This is a genomic window from Chromatiales bacterium (assembly GCA_014762505.1).
GTDB lineage: Bacteria > Pseudomonadota > Gammaproteobacteria > SpSt-1174 > SpSt-1174 > SpSt-1174.
The window spans coordinates 136,403-157,615 of the sequence record JABURS010000042.1 but is presented as its reverse complement, the minus strand read 5'-3'; the positions used below and the strand labels follow the sequence as shown (position 1 = coordinate 157,615).

The 21,213-nt window shown below is 67.5% G+C and carries 22 protein-coding genes; 6 read left to right on the top strand and 16 right to left on the bottom strand.

What is annotated here, in order from left to right:
- Positions 1–11 precede the first annotated feature (11 nt).
- From HUJ28_11140 to moaB, 4 genes are all read right to left on the bottom strand, one after another.
- Positions 12–1,151, bottom strand: a complete 1,140-nt coding sequence (locus HUJ28_11140) for a carbohydrate porin (protein MBD3620018.1) — start codon at positions 1,149–1,151, stop codon at positions 12–14.
- Positions 1,152–1,290: 139 nt separating this feature from the next.
- Complete coding sequence (locus HUJ28_11135) at positions 1,291–3,993, bottom strand: cation-transporting P-type ATPase (GenBank protein MBD3620017.1); 2,703 nt, start codon at positions 3,991–3,993, stop codon at positions 1,291–1,293.
- A 344-nt stretch (positions 3,994–4,337) separates the two neighbouring features.
- Positions 4,338–5,243, bottom strand: coding sequence for an amidohydrolase family protein (locus HUJ28_11130; GenBank protein ID MBD3620016.1), 906 nt, complete (start codon positions 5,241–5,243; stop codon positions 4,338–4,340).
- Between the two features lie 62 nt (positions 5,244–5,305).
- Positions 5,306–5,827, bottom strand: a complete 522-nt coding sequence (gene moaB / locus HUJ28_11125; GenBank protein ID MBD3620015.1) for a molybdenum cofactor biosynthesis protein B — start codon at positions 5,825–5,827, stop codon at positions 5,306–5,308.
- A gap of 89 nt (positions 5,828–5,916) precedes the next feature.
- Here moaB and rluB point away from each other — a divergent pair, with 89 nt between their 5' ends.
- The 3 genes from rluB (at position 5,917) to HUJ28_11110 (ending at position 8,589) form a co-directional block, all read left to right on the top strand.
- Entirely contained in the window at positions 5,917–6,804 is an 888-nt protein-coding gene (gene rluB, locus HUJ28_11120) for a 23S rRNA pseudouridine(2605) synthase RluB (protein ID MBD3620014.1), read from the top strand.
- 89 nt (positions 6,805–6,893) lie between these two features.
- A complete protein-coding gene (locus tag HUJ28_11115) occupies positions 6,894–7,475 on the top strand; it encodes an endonuclease (GenBank protein ID MBD3620013.1) in 582 nt (193 codons plus the stop codon).
- A 70-nt stretch (positions 7,476–7,545) separates the two neighbouring features.
- Positions 7,546–8,589 carry a thioredoxin fold domain-containing protein gene (locus HUJ28_11110; protein MBD3620012.1) on the top strand — a complete coding sequence of 348 codons (1,044 nt, stop codon included), beginning with the start codon at positions 7,546–7,548 and terminating at the stop codon, positions 8,587–8,589.
- A gap of 82 nt (positions 8,590–8,671) precedes the next feature.
- Here HUJ28_11110 and HUJ28_11105 read toward each other — a convergent pair whose 3' ends face one another.
- From HUJ28_11105 to hpnC, 5 genes are all read right to left on the bottom strand, one after another.
- The gene (locus HUJ28_11105) at positions 8,672–9,424 is read right to left on the bottom strand and encodes an SDR family NAD(P)-dependent oxidoreductase (GenBank protein ID MBD3620011.1); all 753 of its coding nucleotides are present in this window, start codon (positions 9,422–9,424) and stop codon (positions 8,672–8,674) included.
- Positions 9,411–10,739, bottom strand: coding sequence for an FAD-dependent oxidoreductase (locus tag HUJ28_11100; GenBank protein MBD3620010.1), 1,329 nt, complete (start codon positions 10,737–10,739; stop codon positions 9,411–9,413). The genes HUJ28_11105 and HUJ28_11100 overlap by 14 nt, the downstream gene beginning before the upstream one ends.
- Positions 10,740–10,747: 8 nt before the next feature.
- Positions 10,748–11,638, bottom strand: a complete 891-nt coding sequence (gene hpnD / locus HUJ28_11095; protein MBD3620009.1) for a presqualene diphosphate synthase HpnD — start codon at positions 11,636–11,638, stop codon at positions 10,748–10,750.
- Positions 11,639–11,707: 69 nt separating this feature from the next.
- Complete coding sequence (locus HUJ28_11090) at positions 11,708–12,472, bottom strand: lipo-like protein (GenBank protein MBD3620008.1); 765 nt, start codon at positions 12,470–12,472, stop codon at positions 11,708–11,710.
- Between the two features lie 56 nt (positions 12,473–12,528).
- Positions 12,529–13,389 (bottom strand): squalene synthase HpnC, encoded by an 861-nt coding sequence (gene hpnC, locus HUJ28_11085; GenBank protein ID MBD3620007.1) that lies wholly within the window; start codon positions 13,387–13,389, stop codon positions 12,529–12,531.
- A gap of 84 nt (positions 13,390–13,473) precedes the next feature.
- Between hpnC and HUJ28_11080 the strand changes: the two genes are divergently transcribed.
- Together HUJ28_11080 and gloB are read left to right on the top strand one after the other, a co-directional pair.
- Positions 13,474–13,668 carry a hypothetical protein gene (locus tag HUJ28_11080; GenBank protein ID MBD3620006.1) on the top strand — a complete coding sequence of 65 codons (195 nt, stop codon included), beginning with the start codon at positions 13,474–13,476 and terminating at the stop codon, positions 13,666–13,668.
- A 7-nt stretch (positions 13,669–13,675) separates the two neighbouring features.
- Positions 13,676–14,461, top strand: coding sequence for a hydroxyacylglutathione hydrolase (gene gloB / locus HUJ28_11075; GenBank protein ID MBD3620005.1), 786 nt, complete (start codon positions 13,676–13,678; stop codon positions 14,459–14,461).
- An 8-nt stretch (positions 14,462–14,469) separates the two neighbouring features.
- Here gloB and HUJ28_11070 read toward each other — a convergent pair whose 3' ends face one another.
- The 7 genes from HUJ28_11070 to HUJ28_11040 form a co-directional block, all read right to left on the bottom strand.
- Positions 14,470–14,802: a YnfA family protein gene (locus tag HUJ28_11070; protein ID MBD3620004.1), complete on the bottom strand. Its 333-nt coding sequence runs from the start codon at positions 14,800–14,802 to the stop codon at positions 14,470–14,472.
- A gap of 2 nt (positions 14,803–14,804) precedes the next feature.
- Positions 14,805–15,077, bottom strand: a complete 273-nt coding sequence (locus HUJ28_11065; protein MBD3620003.1) for a PilZ domain-containing protein — start codon at positions 15,075–15,077, stop codon at positions 14,805–14,807.
- Positions 15,078–15,092: 15 nt separating this feature from the next.
- Positions 15,093–16,367, bottom strand: coding sequence for a DNA recombination protein RmuC (rmuC, locus tag HUJ28_11060; protein MBD3620002.1), 1,275 nt, complete (start codon positions 16,365–16,367; stop codon positions 15,093–15,095).
- Positions 16,367–17,056 (bottom strand): HAD-IA family hydrolase, encoded by a 690-nt coding sequence (locus HUJ28_11055; protein MBD3620001.1) that lies wholly within the window; start codon positions 17,054–17,056, stop codon positions 16,367–16,369. The genes rmuC and HUJ28_11055 overlap by 1 nt, the downstream gene beginning before the upstream one ends.
- 3 nt (positions 17,057–17,059) lie before the next feature.
- Positions 17,060–17,767 carry a bifunctional 2-polyprenyl-6-hydroxyphenol methylase/3-demethylubiquinol 3-O-methyltransferase UbiG gene (gene ubiG / locus HUJ28_11050; protein ID MBD3620000.1) on the bottom strand — a complete coding sequence of 236 codons (708 nt, stop codon included), beginning with the start codon at positions 17,765–17,767 and terminating at the stop codon, positions 17,060–17,062.
- A 62-nt stretch (positions 17,768–17,829) separates the two neighbouring features.
- A complete protein-coding gene (locus HUJ28_11045; protein MBD3619999.1) occupies positions 17,830–19,146 on the bottom strand; it encodes a TRZ/ATZ family hydrolase in 1,317 nt (438 codons plus the stop codon).
- A gap of 63 nt (positions 19,147–19,209) precedes the next feature.
- Positions 19,210–20,037 (bottom strand): mechanosensitive ion channel, encoded by an 828-nt coding sequence (locus tag HUJ28_11040; protein ID MBD3619998.1) that lies wholly within the window; start codon positions 20,035–20,037, stop codon positions 19,210–19,212.
- Between the two features lie 111 nt (positions 20,038–20,148).
- Between HUJ28_11040 and mtnA the strand changes: the two genes are divergently transcribed.
- Positions 20,149–21,204 carry an S-methyl-5-thioribose-1-phosphate isomerase gene (gene mtnA, locus HUJ28_11035; GenBank protein MBD3619997.1) on the top strand — a complete coding sequence of 352 codons (1,056 nt, stop codon included), beginning with the start codon at positions 20,149–20,151 and terminating at the stop codon, positions 21,202–21,204.
- The last annotated feature ends 9 nt before the right edge of the window (positions 21,205–21,213 follow it).

Sequence of the window (21,213 nt, the reverse complement as noted above, 5' to 3'; positions counted from 1 at the left end):
TCCCACTACTCTCAGAAGCCGTAGCTGATGCGCAGGCCGGTCACCCAGTGGTCTGCGTTGTCATCGATGAGCCCGCTGTTGCGGATGTATTGCAGGGAGGGGCTGATGCGCAGCCCTTCATAGGGTCTGAAACGCATATAAAGTTCGGCCTGGCGGCTGTCGCTGCGCGTCGCATCCAGCTCGTCGGAGGCGCGGGTCTGGGCAAGGCCGAGCCCTGTCGGTACACCACCAACCGGATGTTCGATGGCGAGGGCCACGAAGGCTGACGCCTCGGCAACCGTCTCGTCGGCCTGTCCCAGGCGCAGGTTCAGGCGCGCATCTCCCAGGCCGGTATCCACGACTGCGTAAATCCCCCGGTTGGACGCCATGCCCGGCAGGCCGTCGAGCCGGGCATGGTCGCCGCTGTTCTGCCACAGTCCCAGGCGCAGGGTGGTGGTGGCACCTTGCCAGTAGATCTCCCCCGCGCCGAAGACCCCCTTGTCCGACGCATCGACGTCGAGCAGCGCCGCATAGGAGCGTTCTGCATTATCGCCCAGCCCGTGCGAGCTGCCCATGAAGAGGGTGAACCCGGGAAAGACCTGTCCCTGGTAGCTGTGATGCAGGGCAGCGCCCAGTGTGTAGTCCGGAAAGGCGATGGTGGGATTGTTCACGAAGTGCGTGCCGAGAAACTGCGTGGTTTCGTCGTTGGCAAGATTGCTGATGTCGAGGTAGCCGCTGGCATCGATCAGGCCGAGGGTCAGGGTGTGTCCCGTCCAGCGCCAGCGATAGTTCACCTCCGAGACCTGCAGCCGACCCTTGCCATCGCGATCCAGGGCCGTGCCGGCATCCGCATTGGCTTCATGGAGGGTCGCCGATACGCCGTCGTCTGCCGGCGTGGTGCTTCCCTCCAGATAGAACAGCCAGCGCCCGCTCGCCGTCGGCAATGTGGTGAGCAGGTCGAAGGAGGAGAGGACCTCGGTATCGATATCCTGGTTGTCCGCATGCTGGACGGTTGCCGTGAGAGCGCCCTTGACGGCGGCGCCGTCTTCCAGCACGGCCCCATGCCGTACCGCCGGCTCGTCGGCCAGGAGGGGGTTGCCCGCGCAGAGCAGGCCGATGCCCAGGGCCGTAGGCCATGTCGTCGAGCGTGGAGGAAGAAGGCCGGGTGCCATATTGTCTGGGTTGGGGGGTTAGGGGTTAGACGAAAGTCTACATGCCACAGAGGGCACAGAGTTCACAGAGGAAGCCGGGTGATCCACCACGAGACACAGGCCTCCCTGCATCCTCTGTGCCCTCTGTGGCGTCCGGCTTTTACGCCTCACGCCCACGCTCCACCCATCGCCGACGTACCCACTTCTCCAGCTCCAGCAGCGCAAACAGTGTCACGCCAATGGCGATGATCTCCACGCCGTGAATGAAATCCACCGGACGCGTGTCGAAGAAGGTCTCCATGAAGGGGGCGTAGGTAAAGAGCAACTGCAGTGCGACGACGATACCTACCGCGATGAGCACGGCCCGTGTGCCGCGTACCTGACGCCAGCCGATGGAGCTGCTGTCCAGGTAGCGGATGCTGAAGAGGTAGAAGATCTCCATCACGACCAGGGTGTTCACGGCGTAGGTGCGCGCCTCTTCGAGCGTGGCGCCATGATACTGACTCCAGGCGAAGATGCCGAAGACGCCCGCGACGAACAGCAGCGAGACCAGGCAGATACGCCATAGCAGGAAGGCGGAGAGCATGGGCTCGTCACGTGGTCGGGGTGGCCGCTGCATCACGCGTGGTGAGGGCGGCTCGAAGGCCAGCGCCATCGCCAGCCCCACCGAGCTGACCATGTTGACCCAGAGGATCTGCAGCGGCGTGATGGGTAGCGTGAGGCCGGCCAGTACCGCGAGCAGGATGGCGAGTGACTCGCCACCGTTGACCGGCAGCAGGAAGAGAATGGCCTTTTTCAGGTTGTCATAGACGGTGCGCCCCTCGCGTACCGCCTGCGCGATGGAGGCGAAGTTGTCGTCGGCCAGCACCATCTCGGCGGATTCCTTGGCCACCTCGGTTCCCCCTCTGCCCATGGCCACACCGACGTCGGCGCGCTTGAGTGCCGGGGCATCGTTGACGCCGTCGCCTGTCATGGCCACCACCTTGCCGGCCGCCTGCAGGGCGGTGACGAGCCGCAGCTTGTGCTCGGGCGTGGTGCGGGCGAAGACATCGACGTGCGGTACGATACGTGCAAGCTCGTCGTCATCCATGCCTTCCAGCTCGTGTCCGGTGACCACGTCATCGTCATTCTGCAGCCTGAGTTGGCGCGCGATGCCGCGGGCGGTCAGGGCATGGTCGCCGGTGATCATCTTCACACGGATGCCGGCGGCCTGGCAGTCGCGCACGGCCGCAATGGCCTCCTCGCGGGGTGGGTCGATCAGGCCCAGCAGGCCGAGCAGGGTGATGTCCTGGTCGAGATCATGAAAGTGCAGCTCGCGATGTTCGGCAGTCACCCGGCGCATCGCGATGCCGAGGACGCGCTGTCCTTCGGCGGCGATGGTTTCGATGTGATGTTCCCAGTACGCGCGGTCCAGCGGATTGCTGCACTGCCTGTCGCACATGTCGAGGATGCGCTCCGGGGCCCCCTTGATGAAGATGTAGCCGTTGCCCTCGTGATCATGGTGCAGGGTGGCCATGAAACGGTGTTCGGTTTCGAAGGGGATGGCGTCGATACGCGGCAGGTGTTCGGCTTCGATGGCGAGTTCCAGGCCGGTCTTCATGGCGCCGATCAGCAGGGCACCTTCCATGGGATCGCCGTCCACCTGCCAGGCATCGTCTTTGCGGCTGAGTGAGGCGTCGTTGCACAGGGCGGCGGCACGCAGGATCTCACGCAGGCCGGGATGCAGCTGCGGGTCGATCTCGCCGCCGTCTATGGCAAAACCGCCATGGGGGTCATAGCCGGCGCCGCTCACGGTATAGGTCTCGTCGGCCGTAATCACGGTGCGCACGGTCATCTCGTTGCGGGTGAGCGTGCCGGTCTTGTCCGAACAGATGATGGAGACGGCGCCGAGTGTTTCCACCGCGGGCAGCCGGCGGATGATGGCATTGCGCCCTGCCATGCGCTGCACACCGATCGCCAGCGTCACCGTGAGGATGGCGGGGAGGCCCTCGGGGATCGCGGCTACCGCGAGTCCCACGACCGTCATGAACATCTCGGTGGCGTCGCGCCCCTGCAGCAGGTAGCCATAGGCGAAGACCAGGGCAGCGATACCAATGATGACGATGGCGAGCAGGCGGGCGAAGCCGGCCATTTGTTCGAGCAGCGGCGTGGTGATGTCCTCGACCCGGGCGAGCAGGTCGCTGATGCGGCCGATCTCGGTGTCGGCGCCGCTGGCAACGACCACCCCCAGGCCCTGGCCACCTGTGACCAGGGTGCCGGAATAGGCCATGCCGCGGCGGTTGCCGAGGTCGGCATCCACGGCCACCGCATCGGCAGACTTCTCCACGGCCACGGACTCACCGGTGAGCACGGCCTCCTGGATACGCAGGTTACGGGCACGCAGGAGGCGCAGGTCGGCGGGAACTTTGTCGCCCGGCTCCAGCAGCACCACATCGCCCGGCACCAGCTCCTCGGCAGCTACGGTGCGGCGCTGGCCGTCGCGGGTCACCGAGGCCCGAGGCGAAAGCATGTGACGGATCGCCTCCAGCGATTTCTCCGCCTTGCCTTCCTGGGCGAAACCGATGATGGCGTTGACCACCACCACGCCGAGGATTACCCAGGTGTCCACCCAGTGGTCGAGCAGCGCGGTGACCACGGCGGCGACGATCAGCACCTGGATCAGCAGGTTGTTGAACTGCGCGGCCAGGCGGGCGAGGGGGCCACGGCGCCGGCCGGCGGGGAGCCGGTTGGGGCCGTACGTGGCAAGGCGGTGTTGCGCCTCGGCCTGGCTCAACCCCTGTGCGCTGCTGCCGAGCTTGTCGAGCACCGCGTGGGGATCGAGGTGATGCCAGTAAACGGGTTGTTTCTGTTCCGTTGGCTGCATGGCTGCTTCTGTGTGGGCGTTAGGCGTTAGGCGTTAGGTGTTAGGCGAAAGTCGATTCGCGACAGAGGGCACAGAGTTCACAGAGGATGCAGGGAGGCCTGTGTCTCTTGGCGGATCACCCGGCTTCTCCCCGCTCGGCGGCCACGGGCCATCCTATGGTTCTGAGGGGGACATGAGGAGCGAGGTGTCAGGCGCAAGGCGGGGCCTACCCATGCCAGGCGAGCCATCCTTGATCGCGCCTTGCAGCGCTCCTACAAACATCTGCTTTGCTCTGTGCCCTCTGTGGCATGGGCCTTTCATGGCCCGGCGGCCACGGGCCGCCCTATCGCTTCACGCCTCCTGCCTCACTGTCGCGGCGTATAGATGCGCTTCGCATTCTCCACCAGGATGGCCTCCTGGATGTCCTCGGGCAGGTCGCTGATCCAGCGGCGGTGGAAGTCGAGGAAGAACTCGAGCTTGTCCCAGCCGGTGTCCGGTGCGTCCCAGGCGTGCTTGTTGTAGACGGGCCAGACCGGGTCGGCGCCGACGATGACGCGGCTCGGATGCTTGAGCACCAGGTCGCGCCAGCCAGGCAGCAGGCTGCCGCTCTCGTCGATGATCTGCGTCTCGGTGTGGCGCAGGGGGTCGCGTGCGGAGAGGTCGATGTCCACGTTCGGACAGCCCTCCAGCAGGGCGTCGACCTGTTCCGGCGGCAGGATGCCGCCGGCATGGGCCCAGACGAAGCGCACGTCGCTGTGCTGCATGCAGATCGACAGCAGGTATTTGTAGCTCGAGGCATCGGTGTGGATCATGTAGGGCACGTCGTACTGCCGGGCGAGATCCAGGGTCTTGAGGAAGGCGGGGTGGGTGCGGTGCGGCCCCAGCCCCGGCAGCATGTGCACCTCGCCGATGCCGTGGTACTTGCCGGAGGCCAGGCCTTTTTCCATCTGCACCAGCACCTCCGGGTCGTTGTACCAGTTGTGGCGGTGTACCGGCGTGAGGTAGGGGCTGAAGATGGGCACGATCCAGTCGCCACCACCGGCCTCGGCGAGTTCGACCGCCAGCTCGGGGGGCGAGCTCGCCACCACCACGAACACCACGTTGTTCTCCTTCAGGCGCCGGATGGCCTCGTCCGGCGGGAGCGTCTCGTGCTGGTTCCAGTTGTAGTGGGTATGGCCCTCGGCGATGGCGCGAGGGGTCTCGGCCTGCAGGGCGCCGGCACCGAGCAGTGCGGCGAGGCTGGTGGCGAGAAGTCTGGCTCTGGTGGACATCGTGGATCTCCCGGACACGGTGATTGGTCTTGTTGTTATTTTGATTTGTCGCCTTTTGCCGCCTAACGTTCCCGCAGCCGGGGGATGAGCATGGCCAGGTTGCAGGGGGCGGTGCGGTGGTCGAGCTGTTCGCGGATGAGGCGGTCCCAGCCGGTGCGACAGGCGCCGGAGGAGCCCGGCAGGCAGAACAGATAGGTGCCGTTGGCCACCCCGGCGATGGCGCGCGACTGCAGGGTGGAGGTCTTTATCTCCTCGTAGGAGAGCATACGGAACATCTCGCCGAAGCCCTCGATCGCCTTGTCGAGCAGCGGGGCGATGGCCTCGGGCGTGCCGTCGCGGCCGGTGACGCCGGTGCCGCCGGTGGTGAGCACCACCTGTACCCCGGGATCGGCGATCCACTGCGAGACGACGGCGCGGATGCGGTAGATGTCGTCCGGCACGATGGTCTTTTCCACCACGCGGTGGCCGGCCTCCTGCGCGCGTTCGACGAGCGTGCGTCCCGAGGTGTCGTCCGCCTCGGTGCGCGTGTCGGAGATGGTGAGAACGGCGATATTGAGCGGAATGAATTCGCGCGGGTTCGTCATGATGGTATTCTGCCGGGATTCGGATGGTCGATTGACCCCATTCTAGCGAATCCACCCGCCCGGGACAGCCCGGGCCCGCAGGCAGGACCATGGCTGAACGACTGCAAAAACTCCTGGCCCGTGCCGGTTACGGCTCGCGCCGCGAGATCGAACGCCTCATCGAGCAGGGGCAGATCACCATCAACGGCAAGCCGGCCACCCTGGGCGATCACGCCAGCGAGACCGATGTCATCGCCATACGCGGCGAGCCGGTGGCCCTGTCCAGGGTCTCGCACTTCAAGGCGCGCGTGATCGCCTATCACAAGCCCGTCGGCGAGGTCTGCACCCGGGATGACCCCGAGGGGCGCCCGACCGTGTTCGATCATCTCCCGCGCATGCAGAGCAGCCGCTGGGTGGCGGTGGGGCGCATGGACATCAACACCGTCGGCCTCATGCTCTTCACCAACGACGGCGAGCTGGCGAACCGGCTGATGCACCCCTCCAGCGAGATCGAGCGCGAGTATGCCGTGCGCGTGCTGGGCGAGGTGGACGACGCGATGATGAAGCGCCTGCTCGCCGGGGTGGAGCTGGAGGACGGCCGCGCCGCCTTCGAGACCCTGGAGCGGGCCGGTGGCGAGGGGGCCAATACCTGGTTCCGCGTCACCCTGAAGGAGGGCCGCAAGCGCGAGGTGCGCCGCCTGTGGGAGTCGCAGGGCGTGACCGTGAGTCGCCTGATCCGCGTGCGCTACGGGCCGATCGAGCTGCAGCGCGCGCTCAAGCCGGGGCGCTGGGCGGACCTCAAGCCCCGCGAGATGCGCCAGCTCTACGAGGCCGTGGGCCTGAAGTACGTGGCGCCGAAGCCCAAGCCCGGGGTGACGGGGTCGCGACCGCCCTCGACCAGCCGGCGCAGTGCCTCGCGCCCGGCCGAGGCGCGTGGTCCGCGGTCGCGCGACCGGTCCGGCGGCAAGTCCAATCCCTGGGGGCGGGGCGGCAAGTGACCCCGGGCCAGGCGCGCAGGGTCTACGACCGACTGCTCGCCCGGCACGGGCCCCAGCACTGGTGGCCGGCCGACACCGCCTTCGAGGTGATGGTCGGGGCCGTGCTCACCCAGAACACGGCCTGGCGTAACGTCGAGCGCGCCATCGCCAACCTGCGCGCCGACGACCTGCTCGAACCCCGGCGCCTGCTCGCCTGCGATACGGCCGCGCTTGCCGCGCGGCTGCGCCCCTCCGGTTATTTCAACGTCAAGGCCGCCCGCCTGCAGGCGCTGTGCCGCTGGCTGGTGGCGGCCGGCGGCGTCGAGGCCATCGCTGGCTGGCCGACGGAGAAGCTGCGCCATGCCCTGCTCGCGGTGAAGGGGGTGGGACCGGAGACGGCCGACGACATCCTGCTCTACGCCTTTCGCCGCCCCGTGTTCGTCATCGATGCCTACACGCGGCGGCTGTTCTCCCGCCTGGGGCTCTGCGCCCCCGACGCGGGCTACGAGGCCCTGCGCCATGCCTTCGAGCGCGTGTTGCCGCCGGATGTGGCGCTGTTCAACGAATACCATGCCCTGATCGTCGCCCAGGCCAAGCACGTCTGCCGCCCGCGCCCCTGCTGTGCCGAGTGCTGCCTGCGTGCGGATTGCCCCTCGGCCGAAGGCCGCGCGGGGGAACGATCTGCGGGATGAAATGTCGCATGGTTTATCGGTAGGATTGGCGTCCAAGTACATAAGAAAAACCGGTAACGGAGGAGTCGAGATGAGAGCTGTGCATGCATTGCTGGGGGGGCTCGCCGCCATGGTCCTGGCGACCACCGGCCTGGCGAAGGAAGAGGGCGAGCTGGCCCCGGGCTTCGTGAATCCGGGCTATGAGGAGAAGCCCGCCTGGTTCACCGAGTCCTTCCTGGACCTGCGCGAGGACGTGGCCGAGGCCGCCGCCGAAGATCGCCGCCTGCTGCTGTACTTCTACCAGGATGGCTGCCCCTACTGCGCCAAGCTGCTGCAGGACAACTTCGGGCAGAAGGCCATCGCCGACAAGACGCAGAAGTACTTCAACACCATCGCCATCAACATGTGGGGGGATCGTGAGGTCACCGACCTCGATGGCCGGCAGACCACCGAAAAGCAGTTTGCGGTGGACCAGAAGGTGATGTTCACCCCCACCCTGGTGTTCCTGGACGAGCAGGGCGAGGTGGTGTTGCGCATCAACGGTTACTACGCCCCGCACAAGTTCACCGCGGCCCTGGATTACGTCGGCCAGAAGATGGAGGGCGAGCTGGCCTTCCGCGACTACCTGGCAAAGGCCGCCAGTGAGGCCGCCTCCGGCAAGCTGCACACCGAGGTGAGCACCGTCGGCAAGCCCTATGATCTGCGCGCCTCCGCCCGCGAGGGCGAGAAGCCCCTGCTGGTGTTCTTCGAACAGCAGCAGTGCGCCGCCTGCGACGAGCTGCATCAGGACGTGCTCCGGCGCGAGGAGAGCCGGGAGCTGCTCGACGACTTCGATGTGCTGGTGGTGGACATGTGGTCCGACGAGCCGCTGGTGACACCGGCGGGCATGCGCCAGACACAGCGCGACTGGGCGAAGCAGATGAACGTCAACTACGCGCCCAGCCTGGTCTTCTTCGATGCCCGGGGCGAGGAGGTCTTCCGCACCGAGGGGTATCTGAAGTCCTTCCACATCCAGTCGGTGATGGACTACGTGGCCTCCGGTGCCTACCGGAACGAGCCGGAGCTGCAGCGCTTCATCGACGCTCGTGCCCATCACCTGCGCGAGCAGGGGGTGGAGGTGAACCTGATGGACTGAGGTCCGTCGGTCGCATCCATGAAAAAGGCCGGACACTGTCCGGCCTTTTTCATGGGCACCGTCGCGACGCTTCGTCGCCGGCTTATTCGTAGAGGCGGAAGTCCTCGCCGCGTGTCTCGCCCGCCTCGGGGCCGAGCAGGTAGACGTAGGCCGCAGCGAATGCCTCTGGGGCGGGCAGGCTGGCCGGCGGTTCGCCCGGGTAGTTCATGATGCGCAGCTGGGTGCGGGCCGGCCCGGTGTCGATGCTGTTCACGCGCATGCGCCGCTCGCCCGAATACTCGGCGGCGAGGATCTTCATCATGCTCTGCTGCCCGCCCTTGGCCACGCCGAAGGCGCCCCAGTAGGCCTTGTTGCAGTCCTGGCTGGAGAAGACGATGGCGGCATCCGGGGCCTGTTCCAGCAGCGGCAGGCAGGCGCGGGTGAGCAGGAAGGGACCGTGCAGGTTGGTCATGATCACCCGGCCCCAGAGTTCCGGGTCATAGAGCTTGAAGGGGGTGAGGGTGCCGACCCAGGCGGCATTGTTCACCAGGCCGTCCAGCCGGCCGAATTCCTGGCCGATGTTCTCGGCCAGGTCGTCGTAGTCCTTGGCAGTGGCGCCCTCGAGGTTCAGCGGGTAGATGGCCGGCTGCGGACCGCCGGCGGCCTCGATCTCGTCGTAGACGGCCTCGAGTTTCTTGATGGTCTTGCCGAGCAGGATCACGCTGGCGCCGGCCGCGGCGCAGGCCTTTGCCACCGCCCGGCCGATGCCGTCGCCCGCCCCGGTGACCAGGATGACGCGGTCCTTCAGCAGGTCGGCGGGGGGCTGGTAGTGCTTGAGTTCGTCAATGCTCGGCATGCGGGCTCTCGATTCGTCGTCGGTTGAGGATGGCGTGGGCGCATTCTAAACCACTGCGCACCGCCCCTTCGAGGGTTGCGGGCAGGCCGGTGTCGGTGTAGTCGCCGGCCAGCCACAGGCCCGGGTGTGTCGTCGCATGCCCCGGGCGCAGGGCGTCGCTGCCGGGCGTGCAGCGAAAGGTGGCGCGCTTCTCGCGGATCACGCGCGTCCAGTCCGGCCGGCCGAGCGCCGGGAAGCAGGCGGCCAGCTCCTCGGCGACCCTGGCGGCCAGTGCCGCATTGTCCATGTCCATGTGGTTCCCGCCCACCGAGATCACCACGGCGATGAGCCCGGGCTGACCGGCCACGCCGCGGTCGAAGACCCACTGCGAGAGCGTGCCGGCCAGGCCGATCATGGGGCGCGCCAGGCGCCGGTTAGCAGGGTATTGCAGGTAGACGGTGGTGATGGGCTCATCACCCAGGGCGTTGAGTGCGGCGAGCGCGGCCGCCGTCTCTTTGAAATCGACGAGCAGGCGCCCGGCAGCGACGGGCGCGGTGGCCACGACCACGTCACGGGCCTGCAGCATGTCCGTATCCGTCTCTACGCCCAGGCCATCATTCTGCGGGGTGATGCGGCGGGCGGGCTGGCCGTAACGGATCTCGCCGCCCCGTCGGCGGATGAACTCGGCGCCGGGTCCGGGAATGACCTCGCCCAGCGGCCGGCGCGGGATCAGCAGGTCGGAGGCGGCACGTCGGGTGGCGAAGCTCTCCTGCAGCATGCGGGTGAAGACGCGGGCCGAGGCCTGGTCCGTCGGGACGTTGAGGGCGGCGATGCACAGCGGCTCCCACAGCAGCCGTTGCAGCACCTCGGGCTGGCCACAGGCCTCGAGCAGGGCCGCGACGCTGATGTCCTCGGCCCCCTGCCAGCGCATCAGGGCCGGCAGCCGGGCAGGCGCCCGGTAGCGGTCGCGCCAGGCGAGCCCGCGGGCGCCGAGCAGGGCGACGAGCAGGTGCAGAGGGGCTGGCAGGCGCGGGGCCTGTAGCGCGAGGCCGGGACCCTGCGGGGTGCGTATCTCGAGCTGCAGCGGCAGGCGCAGCAGGACCTCGCCCTCGCCGATGCCGAGTTGTTGCAGCAGGGCGAGGGTGGCGTGGTAGGCGCCGATCAGCAGGTGCTGGCCGTTGTCCACGGTGAGGCCGTCGGTGCTCACGCTGCGCGCCCGTCCGCCGGGCTGGCGGGCGGCCTCGAGCAGGATGACGGGCAGGCCGTGACGGGCGAGTTCCACGCCGGCGGCGATGCCGGCCCAGCCGGCGCCGATGATGACCACCGGGGCGTGCATGGCGATGTTTACTTCACCTGTTCCCGCTGCAGGCGCTTGTGCCGTTTCTTTTCCTGGCGCGCGGTGCGCCAGGCGATCCACAGCTTGCGCAGGGGGGTGAGCTTGATGCGGTGCTCGAGCACGCGGAAACCGTCGTCCTCGATCTCGCGCAGTGTGGTGCGGTAGATCGCGGCCATGATGATGCCGGTGCGCTGCGACCAGCGGTCGCCCTCGGGCAGATGGCCGAAGGCGCGGTCGTAATAGCCCTGCGCGCGCTCGGCCTGGAAGGCGAAGAGCTTGCGCAGGTTGTCGGTGGTCTGCGGCAGGCTGAGGTCGCCCGGCGAGACGCCGAACTTCTTCAGCTCGTCCAGTGGCAGGTAGACGCGCCCACGTTCCACGTCCTCGCGCACGTCGCGCAGGATGTTGGTGAGCTGGAAGGCGATGCCCAGGTCGTTGGCGTAGCGCAGGGTGCGGCGGTCCTCGTAACCGAAGATCTCGGCCGACAGCAGGCCGACCACCGAGGCGACCCGGTAGCAGTAGAGCGAGAGCTCGGTGAAGCTCGGGTAGGCGTCGTAGTCCAGGTCCATCTGCATGCCGTCGATGATCTCCTGGAAGTATTCCTGCGGCAGGTTGTAGCGGGCGAGCGCGGGCTGCAGGGCGCGCGTGACCGGGTGCTGTGGCGTGCCGTCGAAGGCGCTGGCGATCTCGCCCCGCCAGTAGTCGAGCTTGGCGCGGGCCACGCCAGGGTCGCTGCACTCGTCCACCACGTCGTCCACCTCGCGGCAGAAGGCGTACAGCGCGGTGATGGCCTGGCGCTGCTCCTCGTTCAGGAACAGGAAGCTGTAATAAAAGCTCGAGCCGCTCTTGGCGGCGCGTTCCTGGCAGTAGTCGTTCGGTGATCGGATGCGCTCGGCGGTCATGGCTCTGGCTGCCCACGAAAAGCGTCCATGCTATCACAGGCCGCGGGGCTGCTCAGTCTTCCGTACGGATCAGTCTTCCGTGCCCTGGGCGTCCCCCGCCCAGCGCAGGCGCTGGTAGTCGAAGCCATCCTCGATGGTGGGCTTCACCACGCGGAAGTAGGGCGAGAGGTCGAAGTCGCGCGGCGTGAACAGCGAGTGGTGGCGGATCTCCAGCAGGGTCTCGGCATGCATCGCGCCGCCGTTCACGGGGCTGGGCAGGATGGGATAGCGCACGGCCTGGAAGGCCTGGGCGATGAGCGTGGAGCAGATGGCGCGCGTCGGGTCGCCGCTGCCCAGGGCGAGCATGCGACGGCGAAAGCGCTGCGGGACCGGCGGTTCGGGCAGCAGATAACGCATCAGGTCGAAGACGTTCTTGAGGTCGTAGGCCTTGCCCAGGCTCTCCAGCATGAAGCTGATCACCTGCCGGCGATCGTCGGCGGTGAGTCCGACTGGCCGGCAGATGCGCAGGTTGAGATCCCGGAACCTGGCGAGGGGCACGGCGATGACGCCATGCTGCAGGTCCGCCTCGATCAGGCACAGCGGTTCGTCCTCGGGACTGCGTGCGTCGATGGCATCGCCCACGTACAGGGCGGCATGCGACCAGGTGGACTGGGTCAGGTACTTGATGGCGGTGGAGATGCGGCGGTTGCCCTCGACCAGCAGCACGTCGCCCGGCTCCAGCCAGGCGGCCAGTTCGGCGGGGTCGTGCACGGCGAAAGGCTGGTAGCGTCCCACCGGCTGGTTGAGATAGGCCGCCAGCCAGCGGCCGACGTGGCGCCCCAGGCCTTCGAACATGCGCATGGATTCAGTGACTCCGCTTGTCGTCCATGCCGCCTAGCCTAACCAGCTTTTCAGCGCGGGAACAGGGCGCCCCGCACGATGCTCGCCCAGTCGCGCAGCTGCAGCCGCGGCCGGCTGAAGAGATCGTCCTGCTGTTTCAGACGGTGGACGATGCGCGCCCCGCCCATCACGATCATGCGGATCTCGAGGCCGAAACGGCCGCGCAGGCGTTTGCCCAGCGGGGCCCCGGCGCGCAGCATGCGGTCGGCGCGCTGGAACTGGTGCTGCATGAGCCGGCGCATGGCCACGTCCGAGCGGCGTTCGCGAAGATGCGCCTCGGTCACGCCGTATTTCTCCATCTCGTCCTGCGGCAGGTAGATGCGCCCCAGTTCCTCGTAGTCCTGTACCAGGTCCTGGTAGAAGTTGATGAGCTGCAGGGCGCTGCAGACACCGTCGCTCAGCGCCAGGTTCTTTTCCTCGGCGTTGCCCGTGAGGTGCAGCAGCAGGCGGCCGACCGGGTTGGCCGAACGGCGGCAGTACTGCATCACCTCGCCGAAGTCGGCATAGCGTTTCTTGGTCACGTCCTGGCGGAAGGCATCGAGCAGGTCGTGGAACAGCGATACCGGCAGGCCGTGGCGGGGGATGGCATCGGCCAGCGCCAGGTACAGCGGGTCGTCACTGGCTTCGCCCCGCGCGGCGGCATCGACTGCGGTCCCCATGGCATCCAGTGCGCGCAGGCGCTCGTCGTCCGGGCGCGTTCCTTCGTCGGCCAGGTCGTCGGCGCGGCGGGCGAAGGTATAGATCGCCGCCACCGGGTGGCGAATGGGGCGCGGCAGCAGCCAGGAGGCCACGGGAAAGTTCTCGTAATGCCCGCGGGCGGTGCGCATGCAGGCGCGGTAGGCCTGGCGGGTCGGTCGGTCGATGCGTGCCATGTGACGGATTCGAGTGGGCAGAGCGGCTTATTATCCCTAAAATCCAACCATTCACCACAAGGGCTGATTTTTGGAGGGATATACATGAAATGGTTGAAGGGTCTGGTACTGGGTATCGTGGTCGGTCTGCTGCTGGGGCTGTGGTTTGGCGTGAACATCGGGCGTGACCGGCCGATCTATGCCAACCCCTTCGAGGAGAAGACCGTGAGCGAGCACCTCAAGGGTGCGGTCGAAGGCACGCGCGATACCGTGCAGCGCGCCCTGGACGAATCGAACTAGGCCGTACATGTCCTCGTTGTCGATCTTTCCGGTCCCCGCCTTCAACGACAACTACATCTGGTTCGTCTGCGATACCGGTCGCCGCCATGTCGCCATCGTCGATCCGGGCGATGCCGCCCCGGTGCTGGCGGCGCTGGAGCGTGAACGTCTCGAGCCGGTGGCGATACTCATCACGCATCATCATGCCGATCACGTGGGCGGAGTGGCCGAGCTCAAGCACCGGTTCCCGCTGCTCACCGTCTATGGTCCGGCGCGCGAGCGCATCCCGCACATCGACGTGCGGCTGAAGCAGGGTGACGTGGTGGAGCTGCGCGCCGTCGGCGCCCGCTTCGAGGTGCTGGACGTACCGGGGCATACCGCCGGCCACATCGCCTATTACGGCGACGGTGCATTGTTCTGCGGCGACACCCTGTTCGCCGGCGGCTGCGGGCGGGTGTTCGACGGCACCCACGAGCAGCTTGCCGATTCCCTGCAGCGCATCGCCAAGCTGCCCGCCGATACGCGCATCTACTGCGCGCACGAGTACACGCTGGACAACCTCGGCTTTGCCAAGTGGGTGGAACCCGACAACGTGGCCCTGCTGGCGCGCGAGGAGGCGGCGCTGGCGCTGCGCCACGATGGCCGGCCCACCGTGCCCTCGATCCTGGCCGAGGAGCTGGCGACCAATCCCTTCATGCGCCTGGAGGCGCCGACGGTGATCGCGGCGGCCGAGGCACGTGCCGGGCAGCCGCTGCAGGGTGCGCGCGAGGTGTTCTACGCCATTCGGCAGTGGAAGGACAGGGAGTACGACTAGGGCCCGTCTCAGGTCTGGCGTGCGCCGAGCATGATGACGGCCATGCCTGCCAGGGAGAGTGCGATGCCGACGAGGTCCCAGCGCGTCGGCTGGGCCCCGTCGATGAGCCAGAGCCAGAGGATGGCGATGCTCACGTACACGCCGCCATAGGCGGCGTAGACCCGGGCAGCATCGGTTGGGTGCAGCGAAAGCAGCCAGGCGAACAGGGCGAGGCTCAGCGCCGCGGGGATCAGCAGCCAGGCCGGGCCGTCCTTCTTCAGCCACAGGTAGGGCAGGTAGCAGCCCACGATCTCGGCCACTGCCGTGAGCACGAACAGCCCCAGGGTCTGCAGCAGGTACATGGTCAGCTGATGAACTGCACGGCGATGCCTTCCTCGCTGCGGCGCACCACGCGCGCGCGGATGACCGGGGTGTCGGCGCCGTCACCTTCCGGCTTCTGTGCCTTGACGGTGATCAGCGCGCCGGCCGGCGGCAGCGGGGCCTCGCCCTTGAGAATGAAGGCGCCGCCGTGGCTCAGGTCGCGGGTGCAGAGGACCTGCGGCGGCTGGTCCTCGTAACGCACCTCGACGCTGAAGCACATCGACATGCGTGGGTATTCGCGCTGATCGTCGGACATGGCTGAACGGCTCGTCTATTCCGGCGGCAGGCGCACACCGGATTCCAGGGGTTCCAGCTCGGTGACATCCTTCTTCGCATGGATGCCGAGCTCGGTGAACTTGCGTGCGCCCGGCATCACGTTGCGTTCCAGCGAACCCACCGCCTTGTTGTAGCTCTCCACCGTGGAGCCGAGCTGGCGCCCCATGCGGCTCATGTGCTCGGTGAAGGTGCCGATGCGCTTGTAGAGGTCCTCGCCGAGCTCGCGGATGCGTTCGGCATTCTCCGCCACGGCCTGCTGGCGCCAGCCGAAGGCCACGGCGCGCAGCAGCGCGATCAGGGTGTTGGGTGTGGAGAGGATCACGCGGTTGGCCAGCGAGTCCTCCAGCAGGGCGGGGTCGTTTTCCAGCGCGGCGGAGAGGAACTGCTCGCCTGGGATGAACAGGATGACGAAGTCCGGCGAGTTCTTGAACTGGGTCCAGTAGGCCTTGCTCGCCAGTTCCTTCATGCGCTCGCGCATCTTGCGCGCATGGCGCTTGAGGTGCTCGGCCCGCTCGCGTTCGTCGTCGGTCTCCATGGCGGCGAGGTAGGCATCCAGTGAGGTCTTGGCGTCCACCACCAGCTCGCGGTTGTCCGGCATGCGCACGATCATGTCGGGGCGCATGGCGCCGTCCTCGCCCGCGCGGTGTTCCTGCTCGTAGAAGTCGCAGTGGTCGACCATGCCGGCCAGCTCGGCCAGCCGCCGCAGCGTGAGTTCCCCCCACTGGCCACGTACCTCGGGCCGGCGCAGCGCCTTCACCAGGTTCTGGGTCTCCATGCGCAGCTGCTGGTGGTCGTTGGCCACCTGCTTCAGGTGCTCGCTGATGGAGCCGAAGGCCTGCTGACGTTCCTTTTCCATCTGCCGCAGCTCGCGCTCGGTCTTCTCCAGCGTTTCGCGGATGGGCCTGATCAGCGTCTCGAAGGACTTTTCCTTCTGGTCCAGCTCGGACTTCGCCTGGTTCTGGAACTGCTTGAGATTCTCGCGCGCCAGGCGCAGGAACTCCTCGTTGTTGTGCTTCAGGGCCTGGCTGGAGAGGGCGGCGAAGGAGTCGGCCAGCTGCTTGCGGGCCTCGTCGAGCAGGGCGATCTTCTCGGCGCTGCCGGCCCGCTCGTGTTCGAGTTCGGTGCTCAGGCGCGTGATCTGGTTGTGCTGTTCGAGCTGCTGGCGATGGGCGCGCAGGTGGGCAATCAGGTAGCCGATGAGCAGCCCGGCGAGCAGGGCGATGCCGGCGCTGATGAGCAGGAGCGGATCGAGCTGCGCCAGACGCTCCATCATGACAGGGCGGCCCGTTGCGGATCGGCCTCGAGCAGCCAGTCGAGGATCTCGCGCGGCTCGTTGATCATGCCGTCCGCACCCCATTCCTCGGGCTTCTGGAATTCGTCGATGTAGCCATAGAGCGCGACCAGGGTGGCCATGCCGGCGCGGCGGCCGGCCTCGATGTCGCGGCTGGCGTCCCCCACGTACAGGCATTCGCCGGCGCTGGAGCCCGCCAGTTCGCAGGCATGCAGCATGGGCTTGGGATGGGGTTTGCGCTCGTCGGTGGTATCGCCGCTGACGATGCAGGCGGCGCGCGGGGTCAATCCCAGAGAGGCCATCAGCGGATCGGTGAGAAAGGCCGGCTTGTTGGTCACCACGCCCCAGTTCATGCCGTGGCGCTCGATATAGGCCAGCAGGCTGGCCATGCCCGGGAACAGCTCGGTGTCCAGGTGCAGGTTCTCGTTGTAGATGTCGAGAAAGCGCTGGCGCCGGCGCAGGAAATCGGCCTCGGCCTGTTCCCGGCCGAATCCCAGTTCCACCAGCGCGCTGCTGCCGTGCGAGACGTGGTTGCGGATGTGCTCGAAGGGCAGCTGCGGGAAGCCTTCCTCGGTGAGCACCGCGTTGAGGGCGGCGGCCATGTCCGGGGCCGTGTCGAGCAGGGTGCCGTCCAGGTCGAAGAGCACGGTGCGGATCGCTTGCGCCATGTCTCAGTCCTTGCGCGTGTACATCAGGTAGTTGACGTCCACGTCGCGCCCCAGGCGGTAGTGCTTCGTCAGCGGGTTGTAGGTCATGCCCGTGATGTCCTGCACGTCCAGCTCGGCGGCGCGCGCCCAGCCCGCGAGTTCCGAGGGGCGGATGAACTTGGCGAACTCGTGCGTGCCCTTCGGCAGCATGTTCAGCACGTACTCCGCACCGACGATGGCGAAGAGGAAGGCCTTGGGATTGCGATTGATGGTGGAGAAGAAGACGTGCCCGCCGGGCCTGACCAGGCGCGCGCAGGCGGCGATCACCGAGCCCGGGTCGGGGACGTGCTCGAGCATCTCCATGCAGGTGACCACGTCGAAGGAGGCCGGGCGCTCTGCGGCCAGTTCCTCGGCGGTGATGCGCCGGTAGTCGACCTTCACGCCGGATTCGAGCATGTGCAGCCTTGCCACCGACAGCGGGGTCTCGCCCATGTCGATGCCCGTGACCTCGGCGCCGCGCCGGGCCATGCTCTCGGCGAGGATGCCGCCGCCGCAGCCCACGTCGAGCACCTGCTTGCCGGCAATGCGGGCACGCGCGTCGATGTAATCCAGGCGCAGGGGGTTGATGTCGTGCAGCGGCTTGAATTCGCTGTCCGGATCCCACCAGCGGTGGGCCAGTTCCTCGAACTTGCTGATTTCGTTGTGATCGACGTTGAGGGCGCTGTCGTTCATGCGCGGGCGATCCTTGGGAGCCATGAGTCAGGCAGACAGTGTACCAGCTGCCCGTGTGGTGCTCACGCGCCGTGTATGCGCTTGCGCCAGGCGCCGGCCTTGCGGCACAGGGTCTCCTCGTCGAGGGTGGTGAGGGCGCGGTCCTTGAGAAGATGCCGGCCGGCCACCCAGACGTCGCTGACCTTGTCGCGCCCGCCGGCGTAGACGATCTGCGAAACCGGGTGGTAGAGGGGCTGGGTCTCGATGTCACCGAGATGGATGGCGGTGATGTCGGCCTCCTTGCCGATCTCGAGGCTGCCGGTGCGCTCGCCCAGGCCCAGGGCGCGTGCGCCGCCCAGGGTGGCCATGTACAGGACCTCGGCGGCCGGCAGCACGGCCGGATCGCGCTTGACACCCTTGGCCAGGTAGGCGGCGGTGCGCATCTCGCCGAGCATGTCGAGATCGTTGTTGCTGGCCGTGCCGTCCGTGCCGATGGCGACGTTCACGCCCGCGGCTCGCAGGTCGGCCACCGGGCAGAAGCCGCTGCCGAGCTTGAGGTTGGACTCCGGGCAGTGGATGACGTGGGCCCCGGTCTGCGCCAGCAGCTCGATCTCGTCGTCGGTGAGCTGGGTCATGTGCACGGCGGTGAGGTTGGGGGTGACCAGGCCCAGGTCCTGCAGGCGTTCCAGTGGGCGCTTGCCGCTGGCGGCCATGGCCTGTTCCACCTCGCCGGCGGTCTCGTGCAGGTGGATGTGGATGGGCAGCTCGAGTTCGTTGGCGAAGGTGGCGATGCGCCTGAGCGGCTCGTCGGAGACGGTGTAGGGCGCGTGCGGTGCGAGCGTGGTGCTGATCAGCGTCTCGCCCTTGTGCGCATCGCGCAGGGCCAGGCCCTTGGCGAGGTAGTCGTCGGCATCCGCCGCCCAGGCGCTGGGGAAGTCGATGACGATCAGGCCGATGGCGCTGCGCATGCCGGCATGGATGGCGGCGCGCGCCGTCACGTCCGGGAAGAAGTACATGTCGTTGAAGCAGGTGATGCCGCCGCGCAGCATCTCGGCGATGGCGAGCTGGGTGCCGTCGTGCACGAACTCCTCGCTCACCCAGCGCGACTCGGCCGGCCAGATGTGGCCCTTGAGCCATTCCAGCAGCGGCAGGTCGTCGGCCAGCCCGCGCAGCAGGGTCATGGCGGCATGGGTGTGGGCGTTGACGAAGCCGGGGAGGAGGGCGTGGTCGGGCAGCTCCTTCACCACGGTGCCGCTGTAGCGCGTGCGCGCCTCGGCCGAGGGGAGGATGTCCAGGATGCGCCCCTGGTGGATGGCGACGGCGTGGTTTTCCAGCACGAGCCCCTGGGGCTCGACCGGGATCACCCAGCGGGCGTGGATTAGCGTATCGATGGTCTGCATGCGCGAAAGATAGCTGCGAGGCGCCGGCCACCGCAAGCGGCGGTCGACGGGGGCGGGCGGCGATCAGCCGGTCTGGCGCACCGTGATCTCGCTCTGCGGGAAGGGGATGGTGATGCCGGCGGCGTCGAATTCGGTCTTGATGCGCTCCAGCAGGTCGCCGCGGACCGTCCAGAAGTCGGCGCTGTTCACCCAGGGGCGCACATAGAGGTTGATGCTGCTGTCGGCCAGGTCCATCACCCCGACCGTGGGCTCCGGGTCCTGCAGTACGCGCTCGTCGCTGCGGAGGATGGTCTCCACGATCTCGCGGGCCTTGCGGATGTCGTCGTCGTAGCTGATGCCGACCACGAGGTCGATGCGTCGCTGCGGACGGGCGGTGACGTTGACGATCACGCCGTTGTAGATCTGCCCGTTGGGAATGGTGATCTCGCGGTTGTCGGGCGAGTACACCACCGAGTTGAAGATGCGGATCTCCTCGACGATGCCGGCGGTGCCGGCCGCCTCGATGAAGTCGCCCACCTTGAAGGGCTTGAAGACGACGAGCATGATGCCGGCGGCGAAGTTCGACAGCGAGCCCTGCAGGGCGAGGCCGACGGCCAGGCCGGCGGCACCGAGCACGGCGATCAGCGAGGTGGTCTGCACGCCGACCTGGTCCAGGGCGGCGATGACCACGGCGATGAGCAGCAGGCCCTTCAGTATGGAGCCGAGGAAGCTGCTCAGCATGGGGTCGGCACCGGCACGGCTCATCACCCGTCGCGCCATCTTCACCACGATGCGCACGACCCACAGGCCGATGAGCAGGATGGCCAGGGCGAGGGCGAGCTTGATGCCCCAGGGGATGAGGTACTGCTCTAGCAGGGCGTTGAAATCGATATTCAGATCGGTGCCGAACATGGCCGTTCCTCTGTGATCTGTTGTTGGTTGCAGGGAACCGTCTGCACGTGCAAGCAGCTCGCGGCTTTGCGATACTGGGGGAACTGACATCTCCTGCCCCTGAAGACCGCCATGACTGCCGAAACCCGTCTCGATACCGTACGCGCCGTGCGCTGGCATGACAACCACCTGGAACTGCTGGACCAGCGCCTGCTGCCGGCGCGCTCCCAGTTCAACGCCTATGAGGACGTGGACGAGATCGCCCAGGCCATTCGCGACATGGTGGTGCGCGGTGCACCGGCCATCGGCATCGCGGCCGCCTATGGCGTGGTGCTCGGTGCCCGCCGCCGCTTTGCCGAGGCCGGCGCCGGCTGGCGCGAGGCCATCGCCGCCGACATCGAGGCCCTGGCGGCCTCGCGGCCCACGGCGGTGAACCTCTTCTGGGCGCTGGACCGCATGAAGACCGTCATCGACGTGCTGGAAGAAGGCGCTGACCCGGAACCGGCCCTGCTGGCCGAGGCGCAGCGTATCCACGAGGAGGACATCGCGGCCAATTACCGTATGGGCGAACTGGGGGCGGCACTGATCGCGGGCGGTGATCTCATCACCCACTGCAACACCGGCTCGCTCGCCACCGGCGGTTACGGCACGGCACTGGGTGTGATTCGCAGTGCCGTGGCCCGCGGCGGCATCGGCCAGGTCTATGCCGACGAGACCCGCCCGTGGTTGCAGGGCTCGCGCCTCACCGCCTGGGAGCTGGTGGAGGACGGCATCCCGGTCAAGCTCATCTGCGAGGGGGCGGCGGCCAGCCTGCTGCGCGAGGGCCGGGTCTCCTGGGTGATCGTGGGCTCGGACCGCATCGCTGCGAATGGCGATGTGGCCAACAAGATCGGCACCTACAGCCTGGCGGTGAATGCCCGTCACCACGGCGTGAAGTTCATGGTGGTGGCGCCGACCAGCACCGTGGACATGGGTACCCCCACGGGGGCCGACATCCCCATCGAGCAGCGTGCCGAGGACGAGGTGCTGTCGCTGGCCGGCCAGCGGGTGGCGGCCGAGGGGGCGGGGGCCTGGAACCCGGCCTTCGACGTCACCCCCGCCGGGCTGGTGGACGCCATCGTCACCGAGCGCGGTGTGGTGGAGCGCCCGGACGCGGAGAAGATGGCCCGGCTGATGGGTCTGCGCTGATCCGGCCGG